At 64.9% G+C, this 15,410-nt stretch carries 12 protein-coding genes; 2 read left to right on the top strand and 10 right to left on the bottom strand.

The annotated features are described in order from the left end of the window. Position 1: 1 nt before the first annotated feature. The 10 genes from ccoO to LSO07_RS01015 form a co-directional block, all read right to left on the bottom strand. On the bottom strand, positions 2–616 hold the full coding sequence (ccoO, locus tag LSO07_RS01060; protein WP_034782720.1) for a cytochrome-c oxidase, cbb3-type subunit II: 615 nt from the start codon (positions 614–616) through the stop codon (positions 2–4). 15 nt (positions 617–631) lie between these two features. After that, positions 632–2,059, bottom strand: coding sequence for a cytochrome-c oxidase, cbb3-type subunit I (gene ccoN, locus LSO07_RS01055; RefSeq protein ID WP_034782722.1), 1,428 nt, complete (start codon positions 2,057–2,059; stop codon positions 632–634). 182 nt (positions 2,060–2,241) lie between these two features. Beyond that, positions 2,242–2,418 (bottom strand): cbb3-type cytochrome oxidase assembly protein CcoS, encoded by a 177-nt coding sequence (gene ccoS / locus LSO07_RS01050; protein WP_034782725.1) that lies wholly within the window; start codon positions 2,416–2,418, stop codon positions 2,242–2,244. 2 nt (positions 2,419–2,420) lie between these two features. After that, a complete protein-coding gene (locus tag LSO07_RS01045; RefSeq protein ID WP_151091873.1) occupies positions 2,421–4,859 on the bottom strand; it encodes a heavy metal translocating P-type ATPase in 2,439 nt (812 codons plus the stop codon). Between the two features lie 22 nt (positions 4,860–4,881). After that, positions 4,882–5,646 carry a sulfite exporter TauE/SafE family protein gene (locus LSO07_RS01040; RefSeq protein ID WP_151091871.1) on the bottom strand — a complete coding sequence of 255 codons (765 nt, stop codon included), beginning with the start codon at positions 5,644–5,646 and terminating at the stop codon, positions 4,882–4,884. A 9-nt stretch (positions 5,647–5,655) separates the two neighbouring features. Next, entirely contained in the window at positions 5,656–7,104 is a 1,449-nt protein-coding gene (gene hemN, locus LSO07_RS01035; protein WP_070278461.1) for an oxygen-independent coproporphyrinogen III oxidase, read from the bottom strand. A gap of 24 nt (positions 7,105–7,128) precedes the next feature. Beyond that, positions 7,129–8,796, bottom strand: a complete 1,668-nt coding sequence (locus LSO07_RS01030) for a methyl-accepting chemotaxis protein (RefSeq protein WP_034782732.1) — start codon at positions 8,794–8,796, stop codon at positions 7,129–7,131. A gap of 195 nt (positions 8,797–8,991) precedes the next feature. Next, positions 8,992–11,052: an EAL domain-containing protein gene (locus LSO07_RS01025; protein ID WP_225317140.1), complete on the bottom strand. Its 2,061-nt coding sequence runs from the start codon at positions 11,050–11,052 to the stop codon at positions 8,992–8,994. 93 nt (positions 11,053–11,145) lie between these two features. Further along, positions 11,146–11,577 (bottom strand): inner membrane protein YiaA, encoded by a 432-nt coding sequence (yiaA, locus tag LSO07_RS01020; RefSeq protein ID WP_034782737.1) that lies wholly within the window; start codon positions 11,575–11,577, stop codon positions 11,146–11,148. A gap of 85 nt (positions 11,578–11,662) precedes the next feature. Then, on the bottom strand, positions 11,663–12,610 hold the full coding sequence (locus LSO07_RS01015) for a DUF808 domain-containing protein (RefSeq protein WP_034752497.1): 948 nt from the start codon (positions 12,608–12,610) through the stop codon (positions 11,663–11,665). 181 nt (positions 12,611–12,791) lie between these two features. Here LSO07_RS01015 and LSO07_RS01010 point away from each other — a divergent pair, with 181 nt between their 5' ends. Both LSO07_RS01010 and LSO07_RS01005 read left to right on the top strand, forming a co-directional pair. After that, on the top strand, positions 12,792–13,433 hold the full coding sequence (locus tag LSO07_RS01010) for a LysE family transporter (protein ID WP_070257886.1): 642 nt from the start codon (positions 12,792–12,794) through the stop codon (positions 13,431–13,433). 112 nt (positions 13,434–13,545) lie between these two features. Beyond that, positions 13,546–15,288 carry a DUF6600 domain-containing protein gene (locus LSO07_RS01005; RefSeq protein WP_151091869.1) on the top strand — a complete coding sequence of 581 codons (1,743 nt, stop codon included), beginning with the start codon at positions 13,546–13,548 and terminating at the stop codon, positions 15,286–15,288. Positions 15,289–15,410 lie beyond the last annotated feature (122 nt).

The raw sequence follows: 15,410 nt of genomic DNA, 5'->3' as shown, positions 1-15,410 counted from the left end.
GCTAATTCCTTGTTTTGATTAATGTACCGAGGCCTTGCAGATAGGCGACCAGGGCGTCTTCTTCCGTCTTGTCCTGCAGCTGCGCGGGGCCGGCGGCGATCTCTTCATCGCTGTACGGCTGGCCCAGGCGTTTCAGGGCGCGCATCTTCGGCATGATCTCGTCAGGCACCAGCTTGGTCTTCGCCAGCCAGGGGTAGGACGGCATGTTCGACTCGGGCACCACGTCGCGCGGGTTGTTCAAGTGCGTGCGGTGCCATTCGTCGCTGTAGCGCGCGCCCACGCGGGCCAGGTCGGGGCCCGTGCGCTTGGAACCCCACTGGAACGGACGGTCGTAGACGAATTCGCCGGCGACCGAATAGTGGCCATAGCGTTCCGTTTCCGCGCGCAGCGGACGCACCATCTGCGAGTGGCAGTTGTAGCAGCCTTCGCGCACGTAGATGTCGCGGCCCGCCAGGCGCAGCGGCGAGTACGGTTTCAGGCCGGCGACGGGCTCCGTCGTGCTCTTCTGGAAGAACAGGGGAACGATCTCGACGGCGCCGCCGATGCTGATCACCACCGTGACCAGGGCGATCAGCAGCCAGGGGTTTCTTTCAATCCATGCATGTGAAAATTTCATTTGCTTTCGCTCCTATCAGGCGTGCGCCGCGTTCAGTTCCGGAATGCGGGCGACGGGGAGTTTGCTGCCGCGCAGCGTCATCCAGGTGTTGTAGCCCATGATGCACATACCCGACAGGTACAGCAGGCCACCGGCCACGCGCACCACGTAGTACGGATACGTCGCTTTCACGCTCTCGACAAAGGTGTAGGTCAGGGTGCCGTCCGGATTGACCGCGCGCCACATCAGGCCCTGCATCACGCCGGCGATCCACATTGCGGCGATGTACAGCACGATGCCGATGGTGGCCACCCAGAAGTGCACGTCGACCAGGCGCGTGCTGTGCATCTGCGTGCGGCCCGCCAGGCGCGGCAGCAGGTAGTAGATCGAACCCATGGTGATGAAGCCCACCCAGCCCAGGGCGCCCGCATGCACGTGGGCAACGGTCCAGTCGGTGTAGTGCGACAGCGAGTTGATGGTCTTGATCGACATCATCGGACCTTCGAAGGTGGCGATGCCGTAGAACGACAGCGAGACGATCATGAATTTCAGGATCGGATCGGTGCGCAGCTTGTGCCAGGCGCCCGACAGGGTCATGATGCCGTTGATCATGCCGCCCCAGCTTGGTGCCAGCAGGACCAGCGAGAAGACCATGCCGATCGATTGCGTCCAGTCAGGCAATGCCGTGTAGTGCAGGTGATGCGGGCCGGCCCACATGTAGGTGAAGATCAGCGCCCAGAAGTGGACGATCGACAAACGGTACGAGTACACGGGGCGCTCGGCCTGTTTCGGGATGAAGTAGTACACCATGCCCAGGTAGCCGGCGGTCAGGATGAAACCCACCGCGTTATGGCCGTACCACCACTGGATCATCGCGTCCTGCACGCCCGCATACGCGGAATACGACTTGGTGAACGAGGCTGGCATGACGGCGCCATTGACCACGTGCAAGATCGTCACGGCCAGGATATAGGCGCCGAAGAACCAGTTGGCCACGTAGATGTGCTTGACCTTGCGCTTGATCAGCGTGCCGAAGAACACGATGGCGTAGGCGATCCAGACGACGGCGATGAGGATGGCGATAGGCCATTCCAGTTCCGCGTATTCCTTGCCGCGTGTCATGCCCAAGGGCAGGGTGACGACGGCGCACAGGATCACCGCTTGCCAGCCCCAGAACGTGAAGGCGGCCAGTTTGTCGGAAAACAGGCGCACCTGGCAGGTGCGCTGGACAACGTAGTACGAGGTGGCGAACAGGCCGCAGATGCCGAAGGCGAAAATCACCGCATTCGTGTGCAGCGGACGCAAGCGTCCGTATGTCAGCCATGGTATGTCGAGGTTCAGGGCAGGCCAGGCCAGCTGAGCGGCGATGATAACGCCAACCAGCATGCCGATGATGCCCCATACCACAGTAGCGACCGCGAATTGCTTCACGATCTTGTAGTTATAGTTCAGCGATTGATCCACAAAGACTCTCCCTGGAATTACTATTTATGATGGTGGCCAGAGAGTAAGTGTTTGACCGCGAAAAAACTTTGATGTGGATCAAAATTCCCCGGATGAAATAAGCGTAGCGAACTGGCATCGAAATAAAGTGATATTTCGGTCAAAAAAGCCATGCAAGATCCCGGCAATCCGGGCGGGTGAAATCAGGGATGCGGTTCGCCGGGCGCCGGCTTGGCCGTCGTATCGTCGTCCTGCAGCACGCGCAGGCCCGGTCCGACGAGGTCGTCGAACTGGCCGCCGTCCGAGGCCGTGAAATACACCCACAGGGCGATGAAGACGACCACGACGCTCAAGGGGATCAGGAGGTAGAGTGCTTCCATGTTCAGGCTTTCCGCAGGCGCAGGGCGTTGGCGATGACGACGGCCGAGCTGGCAGCCATGCCGACGCCGGACAGCCAGGGGTTGAGGAAACCCAGCGCGGCGGCTGGGATGGCCGTCAGATTGTACAGGGTGGCCCAGCCCAGGTTTTCGCGGATGATGCGCATACTGCGCGCGGCCGTTTTCGCCGTGTCGAGCACGGACACCAACTGGCTCGACAGCAGCACGGTATCCGCATGCGCCTGCGCCAGGGCGGCGCCGGAACCCATGGCGAAGGACACGTCGGCACCGCTCAGCACGGCGGCGTCGTTGATGCCGTCGCCCACCATCGCCACCACGGCGCCCGTCGCCTGCAACTGCTGCACGAAATCGAGCTTTTCATCGGGCAGGCATTCGCCGCACGCCGTGTTGATGCCCAGTTCCGTCGCCACGCTTTGCGTCAGCGCTTCCTGGTCGCCACTGAGCAGCACGACCTGCTTGCCGCGCCGCTGGAAATACGCGACGACGTCGCGCGCCTCGGGGCGCAGCGCATCGCTGAGTAAGAAGCGCGTCAGCCAGCGCCCCTGCGTACCCAGGTACAGCGGCGTCATGCCCTGCATGCCGACGGCCGTGTCGCCCAGCGGCGGCCCGGCGATGGCGGCGACAAAGGCCGCGTTGCCCAGGCGGTAGCGCACGCCATTGATCACGCCTTCGAGTCCCTGGCCCTGCACTTCCTGCAAGTGCTCTACATGTGCGCGCGGCTGCTGTATTGGCAACCCGTCTGCCGCTGCCAGGATGGCCTGCGCCAGCGGATGGGCGCTGCCCGCTTCCAGCGCGGCGGCCACCTGCAGGCAAGCGTCCTCGCTCATGCTGCCGAGTCCCTCGATTTGCCGCAGCACGGGCCGGCCCAGGGTCAAGGTTCCCGTCTTGTCGAAGACGATGTGGGTGGCGCGGTGCAGGGTTTCCAGCACATGCGGCTGGACGATCAGCACGCCGCGCCGCAGCAGGCTGTCGGTGGCCGCCGCCAGCGCCGTCGGCGTGGCGAGAGACAGCGCGCAGGGGCACGAGACGACCAGCACGGCGATGGCCACGGGCCACGCCTGCGACGGGTCGTGCCAGCTCCAGAAGGCGAACACGGCGATGGCAAACAGCAGCAAGCCCAGCACGAACCAGGCGGCGACCTTGTCGGCCCACTGCGCGATCTGCGGCTTGCCGCTGCCGGCCCGTTCGATCAGTTTCAACAGGTCGGACAGGGTGCTTTCGCGCGCCGGTTTCAGCACGCGCAAGATGAGCGCCGCGCTGGCGTTGATCGCCCCGCCCGGCACTCGCTCGCCGGTTTTCCTGCGCTGCGCCGCGCTCTCGCCCGTCAGCAGGGATAAATCGAGCGCGCTCGTGCCTTCGACGATGATGCTGTCGGCGGCAATCGCCTCGCCCGGTTTCACCAGGATGACGTCACCGATGGCCAGGCTGCCGGCCGGCACCAGCGTGGTGGCGCGGTTGTCCGGGAAGCCCGCCATCAGCGACGCGGAGGCGGGCAAGGCATGCTGCAGGCGCTCGAGGGCCGAGGCGGCCTTGCGGCGCGCCTGCAGCTCGAAATAGCGGCTGCACAGCAAGAGGAAGATGAACATCGTGGCCGAGTCGTAATACACCTCGCCGCGGCCCGTAAAGGTCGCCACCACGCTGCCGAAGAAGGCCGCCAGGATGCCCAGCGCCACGGGCACGTCCATGCCCAGGGTGCGCGCGCGCAGGCTGGCCCAGGCGCCCTGGAAAAACGGCATGGCCGAATAGCAGATGGCCGGCAGGGTCAGGAGCAGGCTGGCCCAGCGCATCAGGCTGGCCATATTGTCGTCCAAGGTGCCATCCTCGGCCAGATAGGCGGGCGCCACGTACATCATCACCTGCATCATCGACAGGCCGGCCACGAACAGCTGGCGGCCCAGGGTCTTGCTGGCCTTTTGCAGGCGTTCGCCATGGCGCACGGCGTCGTACGGATAGGCCGTATAGCCGACTTGGCGCACGGCTTGCAGGATGTCGCCCGGCTCGCATTCGGCGCGGCTCCAGCGCACGTACAGGCGCTCCGTGGCGACGTTCAGGCTGGCCGCCTGCACGCCGGGCAGGCGCGTCAGCTGGCGCTCGATCAGCCAGACGCAGGCGGCGCAGCGGATGCCTTCGACGGACAGCGTCGCTTCGCAGCTGCTGGCGTCGCGCGCGAATTGTGCATCGTCATTGCTGTACAGGCGCAGCTCGGGCGGCATCAGGGTGGCATCAAACGCGTTGACGGCGTATTCATCGCGGTCGCGGTAGTACGCGCTCTGGCCGATGTCGACGATGGTTTGCGCCACCGCTTCGCAGCCGGGGCAGCACATGGCGCGCGGCACGTCGTCGATGGTGACGTTCCAGCTGGAACCGCTCGGGACGGGCAAGCCGCAATGGAAGCAGGCGGAGGGTTGTAGAACAGCATTCATAGGTTTGGTTTCATGCGTCTTTTCATGGATGGCCCGTGACGCACAGGGCGTCGAGCCAGCCCAGCGACACGCCATTCGCGGCGCGCAGCAGGCCAAGCACGCCAAAGCCCAGCACCAGCAAGCCGCTGGCGATGCGCACGGGACGGCGCTGCATCTGCGCGCGCAAGCGCGTGCCCAGCAAGCCCATGCCCAGCAGGGTGGGCAGGGTGCCCAGGCCGAAGGCGGCCATGGCGGCCGCGCCGTTCAGGGCAGAACCTTGCATCATGGCCGTCAGCAGCGCGCTGTAGACCATGCCGCACGGCACCCAGCCCCACAGGCCGCCCACGGCCAGCGCCTTGAACGGCGTATCCATCGGCATCAGCGGTTTCAGCAGGGGGCGCACACGGCGCCAGACGACATTGCCGGCCGCTTCCAGGTGGGCCAGGCCGCGCCAGGCATCCATCAGGTACAGTCCCAAAGCCACCAGCATCAGGTTGGCCAGCCAGTAGCCGGCCACCTGCAATGACGCCAGGTGCAGCATGCCGGCGCCCGCCAGGCTGCCGGCCATGGCGCCGGCCAGCATGTAGCTGCCGATGCGCCCGCCGTTGTACGCCAGCACGCGCAGCACGTTCGTTTGCACGCTTGTCTGCAATGCGGGGCGCGCCACGGCGATGGAAATGACGGGGCGCACGGGCGCCGCGCCCCCGCCCAGCGACAAGGCGCCGACGATGCCGCCGCACATGCCGATGCAGTGCACGCTGCCGGCCAGGCCGACCAGGAACATGGGCACGAGGCTGAGGGCATTCATCGCGCTGTGCTACACCGTTTTCGAGTAGCGCAGCGGCTGCACGGCGTCGGGCGCCGTGTTGGCGCGCGCCAGGGTCAGGTAGCGGTCGAAGACCATGCAGATATTGCGGATCAGCAAGCGCCCTTTCGGCGTCACCGTCAGCCAGTCTTCCTCGATGACGAGCAAGCCGTCGCGCGCCAGTTCGCGCAGCTTGTCCAGTTCGGCGGCGAAATAGCTGCGGAATTTGACGGGGTGCGCTTGCTCGATGCTGGCGATCGACAATTCGAAATTGCACATCAGCATCTGGATGATGATACGGCGCAACAAATCGTCCGTATCGAGCTTGATGCCGCGCGCGATCGGCAGCACGCCTTCGTCGAGCTTTTCATAGTACGCGTCGAGCGTCTTTTCATTCTGGCTGTAGACGGCGCCGACGGAACTGATGGCCGACACGCCGCAGGCGATCAGGTCCGCTTCCGCGCGCGTGGAATAGCCCTGGAAGTTGCGGTGCAAACGGCCCTGGCGCTGCGCCACGGCCAGGTCGTCCGTCGGCTTGGCGAAATGGTCCATGCCGATGTAGACATAGCCGGCGGCCGTCAGGCGCGCGATGCACAGGCCCAGCATGGCCAGCTTGGTGGCGCTGTCGGGCATGTCCGCGTCGAGGATGCGGCGCTGCGGCTTGAACAGGTGCGGCATGTGCGCGTAGTGGTACAGGGCGATGCGGTCGGGGCTGGCGGAAATGACCTTGCGCAAGGTTTCCGTCATGGTGTCCAGGCTTTGCTTGGGCAAGCCGTAGATCAGGTCGATGCTGATCGAGCGGAAACCGGCGTCGCGCGCCGCCTGCATGATGGCCACCGTCTCCGCTTCCGGCTGGATGCGGTTGACGGCCTTTTGCACGTCGGCGTCGAAATCCTGCACGCCCAGGCTGATGCGGTTGAAACCTTGCGCGCGCAGGGAAAACACACGCTCGCGCGACACGGTGCGCGGATCGATCTCGATCGAATATTCGCCGTCTTCATCGGACGCGAACTCGAAATGCTGGCGCAAATGCGCCATCAGTTCGTCCATCTGCTTTTCGCTCAGGTAAGTGGGTGTGCCGCCGCCGAAATGTAGCTGCTCGATCTGGTTCATGCCGGCAAACAGCTTGCCCTGCATGGCGATTTCCTGTTTCAGATAGCTGAGGTAGGTGGCGGCCTTGCTGCGGTCTTTCGTGATGATCTTGTTGCAGGCGCAGTAGTAGCACAGGGTGTCGCAGAACGGCACATGCACGTACAGCGACAGCGGACGGCGGCCGCCGCGCATGCGCAAGGCGGCCAGCGCTTCGAGGAAGTTGCCGTAGCCAAAGTCGGCATGGAAACGGTCGGCGGTCGGATAGGACGTGTAGCGCGGGCCGGACTGGCTCATCTTGCCGATGATGACCGGGTCGAATTCGACGACGGCGTCCAGGTCGGCGGAAGCACTGCTGAGTAGTGTAGGCATGGTGTGTATGAAGTCTTGAAAGGTTTAGGCGGCCAGGCGTTTCATGGCGGGTTTGCCGGCGTTCGCGGCGCCCGCGGCACCCGATTTTCCGCCAGGCATGGCGACGCGGCGCGGTGGCGGCATCTTGCCGAAATTGAACAGGCTCACGGCTTGCGACAGGCTGGCAGCTTCTTCCGCCAGGCGCGTGGCGGCCGCGGCGGCTTCTTCCACCAGGGCCGCGTTCTGCTGCGTCACCTGGTCCATATGGGCGATGGCCTGGTTGACCTGGTCGACGCCGATGCTCTGTTCGCGCGAAGCGATGGAAATTTCCTGCATGATGGCCGTCACCTGCTTGACGGAGCTGACCACTTGTTCCATGGTGGCGCCGGCGCGGTTCACCTGCAGCATGCCGGCGCCCACCTTGCCGACGGAAATTTCAATGAGTTGCTTGATATCCTTGGCTGCCACGGACGAGCGCTGCGCCAGGTTGCGCACTTCGCCCGCCACGACGGCGAAGCCCCTGCCCTGCTCGCCGGCGCGCGCCGCCTCCACGGCCGCGTTCAAGGCCAGGATGTTGGTCTGGAAGGCGATGCCTTCGATCAGGCCGATGATGTCGACGATCTTCTTCGACGAAGTGTTGATCTCGTCCATGGTGGTGATCACTTCGGAAACGATCTCGCCGCCCTGTACGGCCACTTTCGAGGCGGCCACGGCCAGTTCATTCGCCTGCACCGAGTTGTCCGCGTTCTGTTTCACGGTCGACGAGAATTCCTCGATGCTCGAGGCCGTCTCTTCCAGGCTGGCCGCCTGCGATTCCGTGCGGCCTGAGAGGTCCATATTGCCGACGGCGATTTGCTTGGTGGCCACGGCCATGGTTTCCACGTTGATGCGCACGTCGCGGATGGTGGCGATCAGGTTGCTGTTCATCTGTTGCAGCGCGCGCAGCAGTTGCCCCACTTCATCCGTGCTTTCCGTTTCAAAACTGCCCGACAGGTCGCCGGCGGCGATGGCCCGCGCGCCGTTCAGGGCCTTGCCCAGCGGCTTGAGCACGGACATGCGCAAGGTGTACCAGAGGAAGACGTTGATCAGGAAGCCGAACAGGGTGGCGCCGAAGATGGCGTAATTGGTGATCTTGCCGCCGCTGGCGAACAGGCTGATGACGCACACCAGCAGCTGCAGGCAGTTGACGATGGAGGTGGCGGCCCAGATGCGCAGGTTGAGCGACATGTGCGTCAGGTTGTGCAGCAGGTGCGCCAGGCCCGGGCGCACGATCTGTCCGTTCTTGATGACGATGTTGCCGCCTTCCTTGTTGCGGATGGCCGCATAGGCTTCTTCGGCCGCCTTGACCTGGTCCTTGTCCGCTTTCACGCGCACGGACATGTAGCCGATGGTCTTGCCCGCTTCGCGGATGGGCGTGACGTTGGCGCGCACCCAGTAAAAGTCGCCGTTCTTGCAGCGGTTCTTGACCAGGCCCGTCCACGGCGTGCCGGCCTGGATCGAGGCCCACAGGTCGGCAAACGCTTCGGCCGGCATGTCCGGGTGGCGCACGATGTTCTGGGGCGAACCGAGCAGCTCGGCCTCGCTGAAGCCGCTGACCTGGCTGAAGTAGGGGTTCACATATACGATATTGCCGTTCATATCCGTTTTCGACACGATGGCCTGATCGTCCAGGACGAGGACTTCACGGTTAGTCACTGGCAAATTTTGTCGCATGGTCGCGGCTTCCTGATCAGTTAAACAAGCAATTGGTGAGTAAGACTTGCACGATTGCAAGAATGGAGATCAGTGTAAGGAGTCGCCTGCGCAAATTTATTGATGTAGATCAAAATCCTCCAGATTGGTCGTGCTTGCACGCATTTAGCGATAGCAATGCGGCATTGTTTTAAAGGCACTGGTTGTCGGCAGCGGCTAATCGATACCCGCCGTCAGGGGGCGCAGGCTGCCCACGGCGTAGCCTTGCGCGTAGTCGATGCCCAGTTCGCGGATGACGGCCAGGGTGGCATCGTCTTCCACGTATTCGGCCACCGTTTTCAAGCCCATCACGTGGCCCACCTCATTGATGGCCTTCACCATGGCGCGGTTGATGGCATTGGTGGCGATGTCGCGCACGAAGACGCCGTCGATCTTCAAATAGTCGACGGGCAGGGCCTTCAGGTAGCCGAACGAGGAAAAACCGCTGCCGAAGTCGTCAAGCGAAAAGCGGCAGCCCAGGGCCTTGAGCTGCCGCATGAACACCTGCGCCTTGGGCAGGTTGGCGATGACGGCCGTTTCCGTGATTTCAAAGCAGATTTGCTCGGGGGCAATCGCGAATTCTACGAACTGCTCGGTGATGTAGTCGTGCAAGCCGGCATCGGCCAGCGACATGCCCGACAGGTTGACGGAATACAGGGCCGGTGCGCGGCGCCGGCTTTCCGCCAGCGCGGCCAAAGGCGGCAGGCTGTCGCGCACGCTCTGGATATGGTGGCAGACGGCACGGATGACCCAGCGGTCGATGGACAGCATCATGTCGTAGCGTTCGGCGGCCGGAATGAAGGCGCCCGGCAAGATCAGGTCGCCCTGGCTGTTGTGGATGCGGATCAGCACTTCGTCGTGGTGTTCCGGGCTGTCGTGCAGGTGCACGATGGGCATGGCGTACAGGCGGAAATAATCGTGCGCGAACGCTTCGTTCAGGCGCGAGATCCACAGCATTTCGCCATGCCGCTGCGCCAGCATGACGTCCGACTCCTGGTAGACATGGATGCGGTTGCGGCCCTGCTCCTTGGCCAGGTAGCAAGCCTGGTCGGCGGCGCTCAGCAGCTCGCTCATGGACTTGCTGTCCTCGTTGATTTCCACGATGCCGATGCTCACGCCCAGCTCGAAGCTGCGGTTATCCCAGGCGAAACGGAAATCGCGGATGGACTGGCGCAGCTGTTCGCCGATCTGGCGCGCATGCTCGAGCGGACAGTGCGGCAGCAGCACGCCCAGTTCATCGCCGCCGAGGCGCGCCAGGATGTCGCTGTCGCGCATGCGCGCCTGCAGCATCTTGGCCAGCAGCTGCAGCAGCACGTCGCCGGCGCCATGGCCGCTGGTGTCGTTGATGACCTTGAACTGGTCCAGGTCCAGGTACAGCAGCGCATGCATGTGGCCATCCTGCTTGGCCGTGTGCAGGGCGCCGGCCACCAGGTGTTCGAATTCGCGCCGGTTGATCAGCCCCGTTAGGGCGTCGTGCGTGGCTTGCCACGACAGTTGCTGACTCAGCTTGCGCTCGTGGCTGACGTCGCGGAACACGACGACGGCGCCGAGGATGTCGCCGTCGCGCGACCAGATGGGCGCGGCCGATTCTTCGATGGCGATGCGCCGCCCTTCGCGCGTGATCAGTTGCGAGCGGGGCGAAATGCCGATGGCCTGGCGCTGTTGCAGGCAGCGCATGGCCACGTGCTCGCGTGCTTCGCCCGTGCGTTCATCGGCCAGCGGCATGGTCTGGCCGATGTCCCGGCCCTGCGCCAGCTCGTTGCTCCAGCCCGTCAATTGCTCGGCCACCCGGTTCAGGTAGCGCGTCTTGCCGTGCGGATCGGTGGTGATGACGCCGTCGCCGATGGAACTGAGCGTCACTTCGGCCAGTTCCTTGCGCTCGGCGATCATGAGCTCGCGCGCCATGTGTTCGGTGATATCCCAGATGATGCCCAGGGTGCGTTCGGGTTTCCCGCCGGCATCCATGAAGATGTGCGCCTTGGCCGCCAGCCAGTGTTCGCTGCCGTCGGGCCAGACGACGCGGTATTGCAGGGCGTAGCCGCCGCGCCGGCGCACGCCGTCCTGCAGCACCTTGATCACCTTGTCGCGGTCGCCGGTGTGCACGCAGTCGAGAAAGCTGCGAAATGGCTGCGTCAGCGCGCGCTCTTCCAGGCCCAGCAAGGTGGCGCCCTTGGCCGACCAGCTGACCGTGCCGTCGATGACCTGGCCATCGACGATGCGCGAATCCCAGATCGCCATGTGCGCCGCCTCTAGTGCCATCTGTAAACGTTTCTGCTGGTCGCCCATCATCCTCTCCCGACATGGATACAGGAATAGACGTGCTGCTGCTATTTAAGTTCCCGGTGCCTCGGCGGGCGAGGCGGCCGAGGCACGCGCCACGTCGCGCACATTCTTTTGCACGGCGACGGCGGCAAACAGGCTGAGCAGGAATGCCATGGCATAGAAACCCTTCTCGCTGTTCTGCAGGGTGGCGTTCCACAAGCCGACCGTGAGCAGCAGCAAGGCCAGCAGCACGGAAATCCAGCACAGGCCGAAATAGATGCCCGTCACGGCGATGCCTTCGGCGCGGTCGCGCACGGATTTTTGCAGCGAGATGGCGGCGAACAGACCATACATGAGGATGGTGAAGTAATAGCCCTTCTCGTTGAGCGCCATGCTGGCGTTCCACAGGCCGGACAGGTAGGTGATGGCGCCGATCAGCAATGCCGCCCAGGAAGCGCCGATAAAGGCGCTGCTGGGACGTTGGATGGGGGAAGTCTGCATAGGGTCTCCATGGGCAGGCAAGCGCCGCCGGCATGGCCGGGGCGGCAGGCACGGATGCGCCTGCCGTCCCATCAGACCAGAAAGTTTATTTGCTTGGCTTGACCATGCGCAATAAAGCCGACACGGCCGTAACGCCGGCCAGCACCAGGCCACCGGCGATGAGGCCGGCCACCGCGTTGATCAGACTGGGCGTGACGGCGGCCAGCACGGGGCCGATGCCGGCCACGCCGCCGACGGCTGCTTCCGCATGGTGCAGCATGCCGCTGGCCCACGGCCAGCCGTGCGTCAGGATGCCGCCGCCGACCATGAACATTGCCAGGGTGCCCACGACGGAGAGAAATTTCATCAGTTTCGGCGCCGCCGACACGAGCATGCGGCCAAAGCCGCGCACGCCGTCCATCAGCGCGCCCGCGCCCTTGCGCGCCGCCAGGTAAAAGCCCGCGTCATCGAGCTTGACGATGCCCGCCACCAGGCCGTACACGCCCACCGTCATGATGAGGGCGATGCCGACGACGACGGCCACCTGCTCGGCGAAGGTGGCCGCGGCCACCGTGCCCAGGGCGATGACGATGATTTCCGCCGACAAAATGAAATCGGTGCGGATGGCGCCCTTGATCTTGTCCTTTTCCAGCGCGACGAGGTCGACCTGCGGGTCGCGCAGCGCCTGTGCCAGCTCGGCCTTGTGGCTGTCGTCCGGGTGCAGATACTTGTGCGCGATCTTTTCGAAGCCTTCGAAGCACAGGTAGGCGCCGCCCACCATCAGCAGCGGCGTGATGGCCCACGGCGCAAACGCGCTGATGGCCAGCGCGGCGGGCACGAGGATGGCCTTGTTCTTCAGCGAGCCGACGGCAACGGCCCACACGACGGGCAGTTCGCGCTCGGCGCGCACGCCGGCCACCTGCTGCGCGTTCAGGGCCAGGTCGTCACCGAGCACGCCGGCCGTCTTCTTGGCGGCTACCTTGGTCATCAGGGAAACATCGTCGAGGATGCTGGCGATGTCGTCGAGAAGGGCCAGCAGGCTGGAGCCGGCCATCTCAGCGCGCTCCCACGGTGGTGGCAGGACATGGCGGAGCGAGGAAAGTGTTGTTTTTCATGATGTTATTCTTGGTTGTACGGCAAGGAGGTGTGTGAGTGCGATCTTACCTCAGGGCGGGCCAGCAAGGCCGCACTGAGCGGGTTAAAATTGTTCATCGTCACCATTTTTTGGAAACCGCATGCACTTCGCCACCTGGATCACCTTTGTCATCGCCGCCTCCATCATCGCCGTCTCGCCCGGCTCGGGCGCCGTGCTGTCGATGTCGCACGGCCTGTCGTACGGGGTGAAAAAGGCCAGCGCCACCATTCTCGGCCTGCAGCTGGGGCTGCTGGTGGTGCTGGGCATCGCCGGCGCCGGCGTCGGTTCCTTGCTGCTGGCCTCCGAAGTGGCCTTCAATATCGTCAAGACGGTGGGCGCCTTGTACCTGATCTACCTGGGCCTGTCGCAGTGGCGCGCCAAGGTGGCCGTGACGGGCGACCTGCATGCCGACGCCGTGGTGCCCTCCATGGGCCGGCGCGTGCTGACGGGTTTTTTGACCAATGTGACGAATCCGAAAGGCATCATTTTCATGGTGGCGGTATTGCCGCAATTCATCAGCCCTGCTGCGCCCCTGCTGCCGCAACTGCTGATCCTGGCCGTCACCATGTGCACGATCGATCAGGTCGTCATGCACAGCTATGCCTTCCTGGCTTCGTCGATGCAACGCTTTTTCCGCGATGCCAGGGCCGTGAAAAAGCAGAACCGCTTCTTTGGCGGCTTGCTGATGGCTGTCGGCACGGCCTTGTTCTTCGTCAAGCGCGGTGGCCAGGCGGCATCCTGAGCCAGATCAAGTTGCAAACATTTGTAAGCCCGCTTGCGATGCCCGCCCGATAGGACTGTAATCGGGGTGTTGTCTACCTTTCATCTCTGTCCGTCCTGCCTGGAGCGCTGCCATGCGTCCGACCCTGTCTTCCCCCTTCTTGAACACCGTGTGCGCCGTGCTGCTGTCGTCGGCGTGCTCCCTGGCCCTGGCGCAGGACCCGCCCGTCCGCGTGGGGCGCATTTCCACCGTCGAAGGGCAGGTGCTGGTGCGCGCTGGCGATGGCGAGGCGCAAAACGCCCTGCTGAACTGGCCCGTCACCACGGATAACCGTTTGACCACCCAGCGCGGTGCGCTGGCGGAGTTGCGCGTGGGCGCGGCCGCCGTGCGTCTCGATGGCGATTCCGAGCTGGAAGTGAGCGAGCTCGATGACGACAGTTTCAAATTGCATCTCAGCTATGGCACGGTCAGCGTGCGCGTGCGCAATCCCGACGCGTTGCGCGGCTTCGAGCTGACCACGGCCCAGGCCCGCGTGATCCTGACCCAGCCGGGCTGGGTGCGCATCGAGGCGGGGCGCCAGCCCGGCACCAGCATCGTCAGCGTGCTCGACGGTGCGGCCGACGTGGATGGGGCGACGGGCAGCGTGACCTTGCGCGCCGGCAAGCGCGCCGAGCTGACGGACGAGGAATTGCGCACGGGCGCCTTGCAGAGGATCGCCTTCGACAACTGGCCCGAAGCCTTGCCCGCCGCCGCGCCGGCCTTGCGCTATGTCACGGACGATACCACCGGCTATGAAGAGCTGGACCGCTACGGTGCCTGGCAGGACGACGCGGAATACGGCCCCTTGTGGCTGCCGAGCACGGTGCCGGCCGGCTGGGCGCCGTACAGCGACGGGCGCTGGACGTGGATCGCGCCGTGGGGCTGGACCTGGGTGGACAATGCGCCGTGGGGCTATGCGCCCTCGCACTACGGCCGCTGGGTGCTGCTGGGCCATCGCTGGGGCTGGGCACCGGGGCGCGAGCGCGGCCGCGTGCCCTGGGCGCCGGCCCTGGTGGGCTGGGTCGGCGGCAGGCCTGATCGCGGTTCGCAGCATGGCCAGCGCCCTGGCGTCGGCTGGTTTCCCCTGTCGCCGCACGAGCGCTACGTGCCCGGCTACCGCGCCAGCGCCGAGTATGAACGCCGCATCAACCGCGTCGCCGAAGGGCGCCGCCCTGTGGCGGGCGAACGCGAACGCCGTGCAGGCATGACGATGCTGCCGGGCGAGCGTTTTGGCGGCTCGCGCACGGTCGACGTGCCGCGCCGCAACCGCACCACCATGCCGCCGCCCGTCATGCAAAGCTTGCCGTTGAGCACGGCGCCTGCGCCGGCGGGCAACTGGCAGCGTCCTTCCGATGCGCCGCGCGGCGACAGGGAGTTCCGGCGCGACTGGGTCAACCGCCCTGGCCGCTTGCATACGGACGATGGCCAGACGCATATGGCGCCCCGTCCCATGCAGCCGAACCGCCCGCCCGTGCCGGCACAGCCGCAACAGCCGCCGGTGCCGCCCCAGCCCGTGATGCCGGCGATGCCGGCCTTGCCACCCGTGCAAGACCAGGTGGCGCACCCCGGTTGGCGTGGCGAGCAGCGGCCCCGTGCCGAACGGCCACTGCCGCGCCCCGTCATGGAACGCCAATTTGATGCGCCGCGCCCGGACCGCGCAGAACGTGGCCGCCGCCGCGAAGTGCTGCAAACGGCGCCGCCGCCAGCCATGCCTGCGCCTGCCGCGCGTGCGCCACAGGAGGCGCGCAGTGCCGAGCGCCCGATGCCGCCGCGTGAGCGCAACCATGAGCGCGGCGGTCCCGGCCGTAATGGCCGGATGCAGGAAGTGGAGCGCTGACGGCCGTGCCGTCTGTCGCGCCGTATCGACGTTCAAGCCGCAAAATGCGCAGTTCGTCACATACCGGAGGTAAAGCCGCCGTGGTTTGTCTACAGTACGACCACTGCTTATCCTCCAAGTGA

The organism is Janthinobacterium sp. PLB04, assembly GCF_021165895.1.
Lineage (GTDB): Bacteria > Pseudomonadota > Gammaproteobacteria > Burkholderiales > Burkholderiaceae_D > Janthinobacterium > Janthinobacterium lividum.
The sequence above is the reverse complement of the archived record's forward strand: the minus strand, read 5'-3'. Positions and strand labels throughout refer to the sequence as shown.

Bases quoted from the DNA above. Each gene is read 5' to 3' on its own strand.
- ccoO (WP_034782720.1), bottom strand. From the start codon at position 616: ATGAAATTTTCACATGCATGGATTGAAAGAAACCCCTGGCTGCTGATC.
- LSO07_RS01015 (WP_034752497.1), bottom strand. From the start codon at position 12,610: ATGGCCGGCTCCAGCCTGCTGGCCCTTCTCGACGACATCGCCAGCATC.
- LSO07_RS01040 (WP_151091871.1), bottom strand. From the start codon at position 5,646: ATGAATGCCCTCAGCCTCGTGCCCATGTTCCTGGTCGGCCTGGCCGGC.
- LSO07_RS01045 (WP_151091873.1), bottom strand. From the start codon at position 4,859: ATGAATGCTGTTCTACAACCCTCCGCCTGCTTCCATTGCGGCTTGCCC.
- LSO07_RS01030 (WP_034782732.1), bottom strand. From the start codon at position 8,796: ATGCGACAAAATTTGCCAGTGACTAACCGTGAAGTCCTCGTCCTGGAC.
- LSO07_RS01025 (WP_225317140.1), bottom strand. From the start codon at position 11,052: ATGGCGATCTGGGATTCGCGCATCGTCGATGGCCAGGTCATCGACGGC.
- LSO07_RS01010 (WP_070257886.1), top strand. From the start codon at position 12,792: ATGCACTTCGCCACCTGGATCACCTTTGTCATCGCCGCCTCCATCATC.
- hemN (WP_070278461.1), bottom strand. From the start codon at position 7,104: ATGCCTACACTACTCAGCAGTGCTTCCGCCGACCTGGACGCCGTCGTC.
- yiaA (WP_034782737.1), bottom strand. From the start codon at position 11,577: ATGCAGACTTCCCCCATCCAACGTCCCAGCAGCGCCTTTATCGGCGCT.
- ccoS (WP_034782725.1), bottom strand. From the start codon at position 2,418: ATGGAAGCACTCTACCTCCTGATCCCCTTGAGCGTCGTGGTCGTCTTC.
- LSO07_RS01005 (WP_151091869.1), top strand. From the start codon at position 13,546: ATGCGTCCGACCCTGTCTTCCCCCTTCTTGAACACCGTGTGCGCCGTG.